Raw genomic sequence first — 13,921 nt, forward strand, 5'->3', positions numbered from 1 at the left:
GTCAGTCTGCGGCGCTTTTTTCGACCTCCTCCGGCACCTCGCGGAAATGATCGGCCCTGCGGTATACGCGCTCGTAGAATTCAGCCAGACCGCCGATCACCTGCACAGCCCTGAGCTTTGCCGTACCGATAAGCTTCCGGCTATTCCTTGAGTGTGATTGCAGGGCCTGCATCAACTGGTTATGGACGACCTTGAGCGAGGCAAATTCCTGAGATGCCGCGACCCGCTCATCGCCGACAACGGCGAGGATCTGTGTGCGGTTGCTCTTCCCCTTTAGCGGGAGCGCGCCGGCCTCGATCAGCGCCATTTCCGGCACTGACCGTGCCGTGCTGTCGGAGATGAGGATATCGAAGCCGACCTCCTTGCAGGAGGACTCGATCCGAGCCGCAACGTTGACGGCATCTCCGACAGCCGAATAGTTGAAGCGGGTCTTGGCGCCCATATTGCCAACGCAGGCAAGGCCAGTATGTATGCCGATACCGATGCAGACCTCCTGATCAGGCCCGAAGCCAAAGGCGTCGCCGGCGTTCAATTCAGCGAGTGTCTCGCGCATGGCAAGCGCTGCGCGAACAGCCTTGGCTTCATGATCCGCCACATCGACGGGCGCATTCCAGAATGCCATGATCGAGTCGCCGATGAACTTGTCGAGCGTGCCCTCATTCGCCACGACATGACGGCTCAACGCATCGAGCAGCGTGTTGAGGAAAGCGACGACATCCGTCGGCGCCAGCCGCTCGCTCATTTCGGTAAAATTCCTGACGTCGACGAACATCATCGTCAACTCGCGATCGTCTCCGCCGAGACGCAATGCATCGCGATTATGCTCGATACGGTGGAGCAGCGACGGGGAAAGATAATGTCCGAAGGCGCGCCGCACCTCGCGTCGCTCTCGATCGATCACCAGGATCTTGAACGAGGTCGCGGCAAAATGGGTGATCGATCCGCTGATGATCGGCGCCAGCGGATCGAAGAGAAGTCCTGCATAAAGAAAGGCGAGCCACGACGCGACAAGCGCCATAGCGGTAATTAGCAAACCGCAGACGAGCGCGACGGCGGGGCTGACGAAAGTCGTCACCACAACGAGCAGGCATCCGAGCACTGCGATGACGAGGATTTCAAGGCCATCCGCCCAGTCGGGCCGAGATAGGAATTGGCCGGAGAGGATCTGCTCCACCGCTTGCGCATGCAGCGAGACACCCGGAACGTTCTCGCCCAGTGCGGTAACGCGGATGTCCTGCAAGCCGGCCGCCGATGTGCCGACGAAGACGATGCTTCCGGCGATGGCGGCTTCGACTTCTGCGGAGGCGCCACCTGACGAAAGCACCTGACGGACGGAGATATACCGCTCGGCCCGGTCGGGAGTGACATAGAGCCAGAGCTCGCCCGCCGCCGTCAGCGGCACGACGAAATCGCCGATCTTAGCCGATGTCATGATACCCGCGTGGTCGGGCGCGCCCGATACCACGTAGGTCGATGCTTCCTGCGCGACGCGCAGCGCCTCGACCGCGAGATTCGGATAGAGCTGTTCCCCATCGGTCAGGAACAGCGGGACCGCTCGCACCACCGGCGAAGGGTTTCCCGGGTTGAGGCTGATGTGGCCGAGGCCCGCCGCGTTGGCCTCCAGTTGCGGTCTGAGCGGCGTCGAAGCGCCGAGACGGGGCGGGGCCGAGATGGGGCTTTCGCCCGTGAATGCGAAGCCCGCTTTTACGGGCGGCCGGTAATTGCCTGCGTTGGAAAGACCGAAGCCCAGCACAACGGGCTTGTCGGCAATCGAACGGGCGAATATTTCGTCATTGTCGGGTAGCTTTTCGGCAAGCGAGGGATCGACCCCGACCACCTCACGGACGACATTGCGCGGCGACAACCGATCCGGCTCGGAGAAGAGAACATCGAAGGCGATGGCCGCGGCACCCATTTCCGAGAGCCGGTCCACCAACAGGGCCAGCCGATCCCGCGGCCACGGCCATTGGCCGAATTCGCTGAGCGAAGTCTCGTCGATGTCGATGACACGAACCGGCATCGGCTCGAAGATCCTGGGAACGAGCCGCTGATACTCATCGAACGTCACGCCGCGGATCAGCTTAAACATCCCGGGATCGCCGGCGCGCAGCATCGTCAGCAGAGTCACGATGATCAGACCGATAACGACACCGATTTGCTGCTCGCGCGTCATGATCTCACCGGCTGTCCCTCCCACGGCCGCTCGAGCGGCCCCGCACTGCCGGCTGACAGGCTACGCCGCTTTCAGCCCGAACGCCATTCGCACCTGCGCTCCAGGCGCTTCTTTTCGGTTTCCCGCCTTTTCTTTCCGTCCACCGGCGCAACAGCATCTTCCGCCGATCACGATGAAAGGCATACAGCGCGAGATCGTGCCCTATGCGGTCGATGGGCTGACGCTCGGCGCCGATCACAAGAACCGCGTCCTGAGCGAACATCTCTCCGATCTCGACCCGCATTTGGATATGAGCCGGCTGGAGCCTGCCTATCGACTCCGGGGTCAGGACGGCGCTGAAAGAGGTAATCGCCGCCCTGGATGAAGCCCAGCCGGAGGCGGCCGGATCGTGACCGGATATCGAGGCAAGCGCGATTTTTCTGCCCGCCTTCCATATCCATCTGGACTTCCCGTACCCAATCTGCTATCCCGCATCACCAATCGCAAGGCTGCTGCCGCGCGAACGTTATTGTTTTGCCTCTGGCCGCTGCGCCGCCTCCGGCATCAACCAACCAAAGGAACGTGATTCTCGTGCAGGTACTTGTCCGCGATAACAATGTTGATCAGGCTCTCCGCGCTCTCAAGAAGAAGATGCAGCGCGAAGGCATTTTCCGCGAAATGAAGATGCGCGACTACTACGAGAAGCCGTCGCAGAAGCGTGCTCGCGAAAAGGCCGAGGCTGTTCGTCGTGTTCGCAAGCTGGCCCGTAAGCGCGCCCAGCGCGAAGGTCTGGTCGCAGCACGCTGAGCGTTGCCGTCGTTTTTTCGACGTTTTCAGATGCATTGTGGCGGGGGCGATGGGTTCGCCGCCGCCTTTTTTAGTTTGCCGCTGAAGATCGCATATCCGCGCACCGGATATGCCGCATGGGGAAAGCGAGCCCGAATGGCTGTCAACACCTTTAATCCGTCCCGCGCTTTGCGCTTGCAGAAAACGGCATTCCTGCCCGCTTTGGCGCTGGCGGCAATGTTCGGCCTCGCCGGCTGCGAGACGACCAATACCACGGATGCCGTGATCCGTATCGATAAGGCGCAGGGTTCGGAAGAGAATATCGCGTCGCTGACGGCTGTTATCAACGCCAACCCGAGGGATCCCGAAGGTTACAACGTCCGTGGTTCCGCCTATGGCCGCGCCGGCCAGTTCCGTCCGGCGCTGAACGATTTCAACACGGCATTGCAGATCAATCCGCGGTTTTTCCAGGCTTACGCCAACCGCGCTCTCGTCTATCGCAACATGGGCCAGCAGGCCCAGGCGATTGCCGATTACAATGCCGCCCTGCAGATCAATCCGAGCTATGACGTCGCCTATATCGGCCGTGGCAATGTCTATCGCATGGCTGGCCAGGATGATCAGGCTTTCAACGATTTCGACAAGGCGATCCAGCTCGGCACCACCGATGGCCGCGCCTATCACAATCGTGGCCTGATCTATCAGAAGCGCAATCAGCAGGATAAGGCGATCGACGATTTCTCGAAAGCGATCTCGCTCGCGCCGAATTCGGCCGAGCCCTATAATGGCCGCGGCATTTCCTATATCGCGCTGAACGACGACGACAACGCCTTTGCCGATTTCAACCATGCGATCGAGCTTAATGGCAACATCGCCGAATCCTGGGCCAACCAGGCGCTCGTCTACGAACGCCGCGGCGACAAGGCGAAGGCTGCCCGCTCCTATCGCCATGCGATCGGTCTCGATCCGAAGTACCAGCCGGCTCGTGACGGCCTTGCTCGCGTCGGCGTCGCCCCAGCCGGCTAAGAACATCATCGGGCGGCTCGCAACCGCCTCTTGCCGGTGGCACCGCTCATCGGGACTGCGGCCAAGTCTCTGATGGCTCAAACGAATCTTCCAGCCGTTAGATATCATTGAGGTGATATCGCGCCATGCCGGGCGGAGGAAGCGACGCTGCCGCAAAGCCGGCCGTAGCGCCTTGCATAGAGAAGCCTAAAAAGCGTCCATCATCGCCGATGGCCCGTCATAGTGTGTTGCAACCTGCTCTTGCTCCCCCTAACATGGACCTGCTTCGATAGCCCGCTATCGGATGTTCGAACACGTGTTGGGGGCGGTTTGCGAGAGATGCGGATCTTTGCTTTCCTGGCCGCAAGCCAAAACCGTTGCGGGCCAATCGCATTACAGCGCCGCGCGTCTTTTCAAACGCGCAAAGGACGCTTTAGCACTTTGAATTCCTGCATTATTTTGTCCTTAAATCCATCCCGATTTAAGGAATTATGCATGTGCGCATGCGATGTGGCGTAACAGATGAAAATCGTAGCGCTGTTCTTTCCCAAGGCTTCGATCGGCACCTACCTCGTCGCCATGGCCGTGGCGATCGCACTGCCGATCTTCGCCTTCGTAGCGCTGCTTCTGCTGCAGCTGGAGGACAACCAGCGTTCGGCGCTGAAGCGCGAGACCGCCCAGGATGCGCTTGCCCTTTCACGCATCATCGACCGCCAGCTCCAGGACATGGCGACGACCCTGCGGCTGCTTTCGAGTTCGCCGGAGCTTGAAAACGGTAATTTCGCCTCCTTCCATGAGCGCACGGAAACGGCCCTCAGAGACAACACGCTTTTCGTCATCGCCGTCGACCGCACCGGCCAGCAGCTGCTCAACACCCGTCGGGCGTTCGGCACGCCGCTCGGCAAGACGGCGAACATGACAGCTCTCGAGGCGGCCATGGCGTCCGGTCGCATCGAAGCGTCCGACGTCTTTCGCGGCCGGACCAGCGGCGAATGGGTCTATAACGTCACCCTGCCGCGGAAGAATGAGCCGGTCGCAGCCCTTATCATCACGCAGAACGCCCAGGATCTGCGCAAGCTCGTGACCACCGAGGGCCTTGCCCCCGGCTGGTCGGCCGCCGTCATCGATGAGAGCGGCCACGTCGTCGCGGCCACTGGCCCCGCCAATCTCGAACCCGGCACGCCCTTCGATCCGCGCATTCTGCCGGCGCTCACCGTGTCCCGCGGCGTCTTCGAGGACGAAGCGATCCTGCCGCACATGCTCCTCGGCTATGCTCAGATTCCTGGCTGGTCGTGGAAGACGGTGATATGGGGACCGATCGCCCAGGCTTCGATCCTCAGCACCTGGCGTTTCCTTATCATCGGTGGCGTGGCGCTGGTGCTCGTTGCCGTGCTGGGTGCCTATGCCGTCGCAAGACAGGTGCGCACTACCATTCGCGATATCGCCGACATGGCAAACCGAATGGGCGAAGGCCATATCGTCTCGCCGGTCGAGACCAGCGTCATCGAGGCGAACCAGGTGGCAATTGCCCTTTCCAATGCCTCTTTCGATCGCAGCCAGACCGAGGACCGGCTGCGTTTCGTCATGCATGAACTCGTCCACCGCACCAAGAATCTTCTGACACTTGCCCAGGCAATGATGCGCCAACTCGCCAAGCAGTCAGACAGCGTCGAGACCTTCCGCGCCGCCGTCGCCGACCGCCTCGAGGGATTGGTGCGTTCGATCGAGCTCCTGACCAGCGAACAATGGGGAGGGGTATCGCTGCGGCGGGTCGTCGACATTCATTTGCACGCCTTCCCGCAATCGCGCGAGCAGATCGACATCAGCGGCGAAGACTTCGTGCTGAAACCGGATGCCGTGCAGAATCTCGGCCTCGCCTTGCATGAACTCGCCACCAATTCGGTGAAATACGGTGCGCTCTCCGTACCGCAAGGCCGTGTCCGCTTCGAATGGCGCGACGTCAGCGAGGAGGACAAGCCGGATGCCCTGCTCCGCTTCACCTGGGAAGAGCGCGGCGGCCCGCCGGTCACCGAGCCATCGCGCTCGGGCTTCGGCACGACCGTTATCAAGGCTCATGCCGCCTCCGCCTTCCGCGGCACGGTTGAGATCGATTTCCGGCCCGAAGGCCTGTTATGGGTGCTGACGGCGCAGCGCGCCACGCTGGAGCGAGAATAGAGCGCCGCGCGTCTCTTCAGACGCGCTAAGGACGCTCTATCACTTTGAATCTGCGTCCCGGAACAATCGCAACCTCCACCCGTTTCGGACAGGTCGTTCCAAAGGAGAAAGACCATGTTCAAGCAAACGATGATCGCAGCCGCGGCGCTGACAGCCGTTGCCTGGGCGAGCCCGGCGGGCGCGGAAAATTATGTCACGCTTGGCCGTCTGGTCTGCGGATCGGATGGCGGCCAGGGCCTGATCGTCACCTCGCAGAAGAACCTTATTTGCACCTACACACCGGCGGCCGGCGGTGCCAAGGCGGTCTATGCCGGCAAAATTGAGAAATTCGGCCTCGATATCGGCCAGACCGGCAAGAGCGTCATGATCTGGCAGGTGCTGGCGAAGACCGGCACGGATATCCCGCAGTTCGCCCTTGCCGGCGAATATTACGGGATCGGCGCCGACGCGAGCATCGGTGCAGGCGCCGGCGCCAAGGTCATCGCCGGCGGCACAGACAAAGCATTCATGCTCCAGCCGTTGAACGTCCAGGCTCAGGAGGGCCTGAACCTGGCAATCGGCGTCGAAAAGATGACGCTCGTGCCGGGCGAGACCTGACGAAAGCGGCTGTGTCGGCCAAGTCAGACAGCAGTTGCCTGCCTGCATAATCAAACAGCCGCCGAAGGGCGGCTGCATCGATCAATGCGCGAGCGCCTTGTTGATATCCTCGGTCATCTTCTTCGCGTCGCCGAGCAGCATCATCGTGCCGTCCTTGTAGAACAGCGTATTGTCGATACCGGCATAACCCGAACCGAGCGAGCGCTTGACGAAGAGGCAGGTCTTTGCCCGGTCGACGTCGAGGATCGGCATGCCGTAGATCGGCGAGGTCTTGTCGTCACGCGCCGCCGGATTGGTGACGTCGTTTGCGCCGATGACATAGGCGACGTCGGCCTGAGCGAATTCCGAGTTGATGTCCTCGAGCTCGAACACCTCGTCATAGGAAACATTCGCTTCCGCGAGCAACACGTTCATGTGGCCGGGCATACGGCCTGCGACCGGATGGATCGCATATTTCACCTCGACGCCGTTCTTCTTGAGATTATCGGCGAGTTCGCGCAACGCATGCTGGGCCTGGGCGACCGCCATGCCGTATCCCGGCACGATAATGACCTTCGATGCGTTGGCCATCAGATAAGCCGCATCCTCGGCCGAGCCGAGCTTGACCGTCCTGTCTGATGTGTCGGGTCCGCCGGACGCCGTCTCACCGCCGAAACCGCCGAGGATGACGGAAACGAAGGAGCGGTTCATGCCCTTGCACATGATGTAGGAGAGGATCGCTCCGGAGGAACCGACGAGCGCGCCCGTGATGATCAGCGCCAGATTGCCGAGCGTGAAGCCGATGCCGGCCGCGGCCCATCCCGAATAGGAGTTCAGCATCGAGACGACGACCGGCATATCGGCCCCACCGATCGGCACGATCAGCAGAACGCCGAGCGCCAGCGACAGCGCGACGACGGCCCAGAAGTCGAAATGACTCTCGGTGGCGGCAAGCCCGATAATGAAGAGCACGATCAGCGCCAGCAGGCTCGCATTGATCACATGCCGGTAGGGCAGCAGGATCGGCTTGCCGGACATGCGTCCGTCGAGCTTCAGAAAGGCGATGATCGAGCCGGTGAAGGTCAGCGCCCCGATCGCAACGCCGAGCGCCATCTCGACGCGCGCCTCGGTGTGGATGTGACCGATCTCGCCGATGCCGAAGGAAGCAGGTGTGTAGAGCGCAGAGGCCGCGACCAGCACGGCGGCAAGGCCGACCAGCGAATGGAAACCGGCCACGAGCTGCGGCATCGAGGTCATGGGGATGGTGCGGGCGACATAGGCGCCGACGCTGCCGCCGATGGCAAGACCAAGGACGATCAGCACGAAGCCGCCGAAGTCAGGCGTCGCCAGCACCAGCGTCGTCAGGATCGCGATCCCCATGCCGATCATGCCGTAGAGATTGCCCTTGCGGCTGGTGGCCGGATGCGACAGGCCGCGCAGCGCCAGGATGAAGAGCACGCCGGAGACGAGGTAGAGGAAGGCTGCGATATTGGTCATCGGTCCCTCACCGGTCCTTCTTGCGGTACATCGAAAGCATCCGCTGCGTGACGAGGAAACCGCCGAAGATGTTGACCGAGACGAGCACGAGGGCGACGAAGCCGAAGCCGGTCGCGAGCCCGCTGGTCGAGATGCCGACGGCCAGAAGCGCGCCGACGACGATGACGGAGGAGATCGCATTGGTGACGGCCATCAGCGGCGTATGCAGTGCCGGCGTCACCGACCACACGACGTAATAGCCGACGAAGATCGACAATACGAAGATGGCGAGCTGGAAGACGAAGGGATCGATCGCCCCGCCGGTCGCAGCACTTGCCGCTTCCGGTGCCTGGGCCGCCGCCGTTATGACGGCGGTCACCGCCTGGTCGAGCTGCTCCAGCGCTCTGTCCATTGCTTCACTGGCCATCAGATGTCTCCCTTCTTCGCGCCGCCGAAGGCGGGATGAACCACGTCGCCGGCATAGGTCAGCATCGTCGCCTTGACGAGCTCGTCGTCGAGATTGACGACGACGCTCCGGCTTTCCGTGTTGACCATGGTCTCGAGGAAGGTGACGAGGTTCTTGGCGTAGAGCGCCGAGGCGCTGGCCGCAACCCGGCCCGGCATGTTGGCGAAACCGATCACCCTGACGCCTTCGACGTCGGCGATCTCGCCGGGGACGACGCCCTCGATATTGCCGCCGCGCTCGACCGCGAGGTCGACGGCGACCGCTCCTGATTTCATCGAGGCGAGCATGGCGCGCGAAACGAGGCGCGGCGCCGCACGACCGGGGATCAGCGCGGTGGTGATGACGATATCCTGCTTGGCGATGTGTTCGGCAACCAGAGCCGCCTGTTTCCTCTGATAGTCGGCGGACATTTCCTTGGCATAACCGCCGGTCGTTTCCGTCGCCCTGAACTCCTCGTCCTCGACGGCGATGAACTTGGCGCCGAGCGAGGCGACCTGCTCCTTCGCGGCGGGGCGAACGTCGGTGGCCGAGACCGCAGCACCCAGGCGGCGCGCGGTCGCAATCGCCTGAAGACCGGCGACGCCGGCGCCCATGACGAAGACCTTGGCGGCCGGCACTGTGCCGGCCGCCGTCATCATCATCGGCATGGCACGGTCATAAACCGCCGCTGCCTCGATGACGGCCTGGTAACCGGCGAGATTGGCCTGGGACGACAGCACGTCCATGGACTGAGCGCGGGTAATGCGCGGCATCAGTTCCATCGCGAAAGCCGAAAGCCCGGCACTTGCCAGTGCCGCGATCGCTTCGTCATTGCCGTAGGGATCCATGATGGCGATGATCACGGCGCCGCTTTTATAGCCGGAGATTTCCGATCCGCTAGGACGGCGCACCTTCAGCACCACGTCGGCCAAGGCTGCATCCGCAAAACTGCCGATCCTGGCACCGGCGGCCTCGAACTCCCCGTCCGGAATGCGCGAAGCCGCACCGGCACCGGCTTCGACGACGACGTCGAAGCCGAAACTCTTCATCTTCTTCACGGTCTCGGCGGAGGCGGCGACGCGCGTCTCCTCGCCCGTGTTTTCCCTTGCAACGAAAACGATATTGCCCAACTGCCCCCTCCTCCGGGTCAGCCAGACCGCCGCAGGCTTCCCTGCGCGGGCCAAGCACCTCATTCAAAAGCTTCGGAGAAGCTCTCCTCCCCTCAGAGCGCCGTGCGTCCTTTCGGACCACAAAGGACGCTCTGACCCTCTGAATCCACGCGATCAGCGGAGCAGGAAGATGCCGGCAGCGAGTAGAATGATGAAGACGAAGAGACCGCCGAGAAGGCCGGCGCCGCCGAAGAAACCGGCGGTCATCGCAAGCAGGAGGACGATGAGAAGCATCGAGCCGTATTTCGCGCTGGCGACGAACATGTCGTAGGTCTTTTCATGTTCCTTGTAGTCCATCGGCGCGCCGGTCTCGACCGGTCCGGTATGATGTTCGGCCATAAATATCGTCTCCCTGAAATGCCTCTGCACTGCTTGATTCCCTAGCCTGAGCGAGGGAAATCCCTTCCTGCAGGAATTACACAATGACAGGCGAAAGCGCAATGCATGAGAATGCCGCAAGCACGCCTCGCAGCGACCTCATCCGGACGAGAAGACGACCTCAACGGTCGGATGAAAGGAGGTCCGGCGACAGATACCATCTTCGTCTGTCGCCCGCCCCTCATCTGCCCTGACCGGCATCGCCACTCTATCGCGGAGAAAGGAAAATCACAGCGGCAGATCGGTGCCAAGTTCGCCTGGCGGCACGAAACGCGCCGTCGGAATGATGGTGAGCGGCGGCAGCGTGTCGTTCGGAGTGCGCGAAAACATCATACGCTGCTCGCTGGCGCTGGAGATGAAGAAGGGATAGCGCGTCAACAGCTTGCGCCCGACCTCGACCACATTCGTCGCCATCAGCGTCACGTCAACCCCGTAACTCTCCGCCAGTCGGCCGGGCACGATGGTATCGGCATAGAAGACCCGTTTGTAGAAGGCGGCATGCGGGGGCCGGACGGACTGAATAACGCGGTCAGCCCGGAAATACGCTGCCGCAACGATGGCGGGTCTCAGTGTCAGATAGGGAACCCAGGGCATATCGGCGGCGAACTCCGGGTCGGCCGCGAAACGCGCTGGGTCGATCAAGGTCAGCCCGGCGTCCAAAAGCTCATCCATCGCCTCGGGAAAGGCCTCTCCGGACCGGCTGATACGATGCTCCGGCGTCACATAGTGAAGTCGGATCGTACTGACCAGTTCACCATAATAGTACAGACCGAAGATATAGGCATGGCTGTCGAAATCGACATCGTCCAATAGACCTCCCGGGGCAAGCGACAGCGCGTCGTGGGCCTTGTAGGCCTTGTAGCGCAGCCGCTCCACCTCCTCCATGTCTTCGCTGCTTTCGACACGGCGATATTCGACGTGATCTAGAATTTCCAGGATTTTCTTGCTGAAATCGCTACGCGTAAAAAGTGTGTCTGACATTCTCTCGATCCGCTCGTTAACGGATCATTAATCATACGCCGCCGATATATAGGCAAGAAAATCTGAAAATTTGCGTTGAATTTAAATTATTAAGGTTAACGGCGCGCAAGATTTTCGGCTGGGATAACCAGTCACTTGCAGGCGGCTCAGGCGACCTTGTTGCGACGGCGCTGGACGGTGCGGCGGCCGATGCCCTCTTGTAGCAGCGTGATGTTCTGGGAAGGCACCGGCCGCGAGAAAACGTAACCCTGCACGAGATCGGCGCTGCGGTGCTTGTTCAGCAGCGCCAGCTGCTCCTCGGTCTCAACCCCCTCGATGACGATCTTCAGGCCCAGTTCGCGGGCGAGATTGACTGTGCCGCGCAAGAGCTTGAGGCGGCGCGCATCCTCGACGATGTTGCGCACGAAGGACCGGTCGATCTTGACGATATCAAGCGGCAGCGTGTCGAGATAGCTGAGGCTGGAGAAACCGGTGCCGAAATCGTCGATGGCAATGGTGATGCCGCGGGACCTGAGCTCCGCCAGGATGGCGCGCACCGCCGCCGGCTCGTCGATCAGGCAGCTCTCGGTGACTTCGAGATGCAGTCGTGCCGCGGCGAGGCCGGAATGGGCAAGCGCCTCGGCAACCACCGAAAGGATGTCGGCATCGCGCAGATCCCGCGCCGAAAGGTTGACCGAAACGGCGATATGTTCGGGCCAGGTCATGCATTCGCTGCAGGCCTTGAACAGCACGAAGCGGGTGATGTCGGAGATGATGCCCATATCTTCGGCGAGCCGGATGAAGACATCGGGGGGGATCGAGCCCCTCTCCGGATGCACCCAGCGCGCCAAGGCCTCGGCACATTCGATCCGCGAGCCGTCGGCCCGGAACATCGGCTGGAAGACGAGATGCAGCGCCTGCGCCGAGACCGCGTCGCGCAGATCCGCCTTCAGCTTCTGTTGCTCGATATAGCGGCCGTCCATCTCCCGCTCGAATCCTGAGATGCCGCCCTTGAAGCGCGACTTGCTTTCGAACAGGGCAAGATCCGCCTTGACGCTCCATTCGTCCATCGCGAACGCGTCGCTTTCGAGAATCGCGTAGCCGGCGCTGAGCGAAACGAGAAAAGTCACTTCGTCGACCTCGTAGTTACCCTGGATCGCGGCATGAACACGGCGAATTTCGCGGTCGAGCGAGGCCTGCTCCTTCGCACGCGGGAAGAACAGAATGAACTGATCGCCCATCAGCCGGCCGAGGATGGCATTACCGGACGCCTGCTTGATGCGGGCGGCGATAGCGCAGAGCAGATGGTCGCCGGTCACATGGCCGCGCATGTCGTTGACATGTTTGAACTCGTCGATATCGAGCACCATGAAGCCGAGCGGCCCGTTCTTCTTCGGATGCTTGGCAAAATACTCCTGCACCAACTGGCCGAAATATTGCCGGTTGGGCAGGCCGGTCAGCGCGTCGAAGCGCACCATGTGCAGGATCTTCTGCTCCGCCTTCACCCGGCTTGACACGTCCTCGAAGATCAGCACGGCGCCGCCGTCGGCCCTGCGGCTGGCGGAGAATTCGAGCGACAGGCTCTCGGGAAAATGAATGAGCGTGCGCGACAGGCTGCCCTCGGCGACCTGGGTGAGCTGGCGCAGGATGAGTTCCGGCTGCGAGGCATCCATGAAGCTGTAGCGCGCGCCGTAGCGCAGCACGGCGCCGAGGTCGCGGTCCTTCAGCCGCTCCGGCGCACCGATCTTCAGAAGCTCGCAGGCCTTGCGATTGACCACCTGGATGCGGTTTTCGGCATCGACCATGACGAGGCCGTGCGGCATGTTGTTGAGCGCCGTATCGAAACGGTCGGCAATGATAGTGATTTCCCGGCGCGCAATGACGTTCTCATAGAGAAACTCGCGCACGCCGTTCGCCATGGCCCGCGTCGTCAGCCAGAAAGGAATGAGGAAGATCGACAGCACGCCGCGATAGAAATCCAGCACCAGCAGGCTGCAGACGATCATCGGCAGGCAGCAGAAGAACGTCTGGAGGTCGACTGCGAAGCGCGAGCCGTAGTTGCGGCCGACGACGGAAACCATGGTCGCCATGGTGACGGAAATGCAGGCAAGCTCCGCAAAGGAATCGCGCACGACGAAGATGGCGTAGCCGCTGGCGATGCCGAGGAGCGCGGTGGTGCAGGCTCCAGTGGCAACGAGAATCCGCTCCCAACGTTCAATTCCGGCGTGCGACAGGCTCTGCTTGTCGACACGATCGAACTGCCGGAAGATGGCCATGCGAGCGCCGAAGACCAGAAGGAAGGCGACCGACAGCAGGATGTAGATGGAGTATTGTGTCTTGGCAGCCACGGCAAGGCACGTTGCAACATGTACAATCACGCCAACAAGAAGCGTCATGCGATTCCCGGAGAGGGAACTCACAAACGACAGATACACATCTATTGGGACCCTATTCGGGTTATCTGGCTTCATCCATACTTTCCCTGTGCGCGGGAATTCTAAGCCCAACCCTTTAAAAATTGATTTCAATGGAATCAAACATTTGGTCAAATTTTCTAAAACCATAGGATGAACCGCACAGCCTACGCGAGTTAATGCATCCTACCGGCGAGATTAATGGAATAATTTATCCACGCCTGGGTTGTTGAAATATTTGACGGCCATGGGGTCCGACCTCCGCGCCTAAGACTATACTCCGACGCGAGGCATTTATCCTTCCAATTTCAAAGGCCGTGGTCTACATCGATTGCAAGAAGGAAAAGCTGCCGGAAGACCGGTGGGGCAAGAATAAGGGGAGGCG

General features: G+C 61.3%; 11 protein-coding genes and 1 pseudogene. 5 read left to right on the forward strand and 7 right to left on the reverse strand.

Annotation, left to right across the window (positions count from 1 at the left end):
* Nucleotide 1 precedes the first annotated feature (1 nt).
* On the reverse strand, nt 2-2,173 hold the full coding sequence (locus V8P77_RS14975; protein ID WP_335913151.1) for a CHASE2 domain-containing protein: 2,172 nt from the start codon (nt 2,171-2,173) through the stop codon (nt 2-4).
* Nucleotides 2,174-2,330: 157 nt separating this feature from the next.
* Between V8P77_RS14975 and V8P77_RS14980 the strand changes: the two are divergent.
* The 5 genes and pseudogenes from V8P77_RS14980 to V8P77_RS15000 all read left to right on the forward strand — a co-directional run.
* Nucleotides 2,331-2,565 (forward strand): annotated as a pseudogene (locus V8P77_RS14980) (adenylate/guanylate cyclase domain-containing protein); the annotation flags it as partial.
* Nucleotides 2,566-2,743: 178 nt separating this feature from the next.
* A complete protein-coding gene (gene rpsU, locus V8P77_RS14985; RefSeq protein WP_003542939.1) occupies nt 2,744-2,959 on the forward strand; it encodes a 30S ribosomal protein S21 in 216 nt (71 codons plus the stop codon).
* A 135-nt stretch (nt 2,960-3,094) separates the two neighbouring features.
* Entirely contained in the window at nt 3,095-3,964 is an 870-nt protein-coding gene (locus V8P77_RS14990) for a tetratricopeptide repeat protein (RefSeq protein WP_003542941.1), read from the forward strand.
* A 501-nt stretch (nt 3,965-4,465) separates the two neighbouring features.
* On the forward strand, nt 4,466-6,118 hold the full coding sequence (locus V8P77_RS14995; protein ID WP_335913152.1) for a sensor histidine kinase: 1,653 nt from the start codon (nt 4,466-4,468) through the stop codon (nt 6,116-6,118).
* A gap of 114 nt (nt 6,119-6,232) precedes the next feature.
* Nucleotides 6,233-6,715, forward strand: a complete 483-nt coding sequence (locus V8P77_RS15000; protein ID WP_131644626.1) for a DUF992 domain-containing protein — start codon at nt 6,233-6,235, stop codon at nt 6,713-6,715.
* Nucleotides 6,716-6,796: 81 nt separating this feature from the next.
* Here V8P77_RS15000 and V8P77_RS15005 read toward each other — a convergent pair whose 3' ends face one another.
* The 6 genes from V8P77_RS15005 to V8P77_RS15030 all read right to left on the reverse strand — a co-directional run bounded on the left by V8P77_RS15005 (nt 6,797) and on the right by V8P77_RS15030 (nt 13,593).
* Entirely contained in the window at nt 6,797-8,191 is a 1,395-nt protein-coding gene (locus tag V8P77_RS15005) for an NAD(P)(+) transhydrogenase (Re/Si-specific) subunit beta (RefSeq protein WP_027667797.1), read from the reverse strand.
* A 7-nt stretch (nt 8,192-8,198) separates the two neighbouring features.
* Nucleotides 8,199-8,597, reverse strand: coding sequence for a proton-translocating transhydrogenase family protein (locus tag V8P77_RS15010; protein ID WP_003542949.1), 399 nt, complete (start codon nt 8,595-8,597; stop codon nt 8,199-8,201).
* The gene (locus V8P77_RS15015; RefSeq protein WP_335913153.1) at nt 8,597-9,745 is read right to left on the reverse strand and encodes a Re/Si-specific NAD(P)(+) transhydrogenase subunit alpha; all 1,149 of its coding nucleotides are present in this window, start codon (nt 9,743-9,745) and stop codon (nt 8,597-8,599) included. The genes V8P77_RS15010 and V8P77_RS15015 overlap by 1 nt, the downstream gene beginning before the upstream one ends.
* A gap of 153 nt (nt 9,746-9,898) precedes the next feature.
* The gene (locus V8P77_RS15020; protein ID WP_017962129.1) at nt 9,899-10,123 is read right to left on the reverse strand and encodes an aa3-type cytochrome c oxidase subunit IV; all 225 of its coding nucleotides are present in this window, start codon (nt 10,121-10,123) and stop codon (nt 9,899-9,901) included.
* A 267-nt stretch (nt 10,124-10,390) separates the two neighbouring features.
* Nucleotides 10,391-11,143, reverse strand: coding sequence for an N-acyl amino acid synthase FeeM domain-containing protein (locus V8P77_RS15025; RefSeq protein WP_335913154.1), 753 nt, complete (start codon nt 11,141-11,143; stop codon nt 10,391-10,393).
* A gap of 146 nt (nt 11,144-11,289) precedes the next feature.
* The gene (locus V8P77_RS15030) at nt 11,290-13,593 is read right to left on the reverse strand and encodes a putative bifunctional diguanylate cyclase/phosphodiesterase (protein ID WP_335913155.1); all 2,304 of its coding nucleotides are present in this window, start codon (nt 13,591-13,593) and stop codon (nt 11,290-11,292) included.
* Nucleotides 13,594-13,921 lie beyond the last annotated feature (328 nt).

The sequence above is a fragment of the Rhizobium aouanii genome, assembly GCF_037002925.1.
Classification (GTDB): domain Bacteria; phylum Pseudomonadota; class Alphaproteobacteria; order Rhizobiales; family Rhizobiaceae; genus Rhizobium; species Rhizobium aouanii.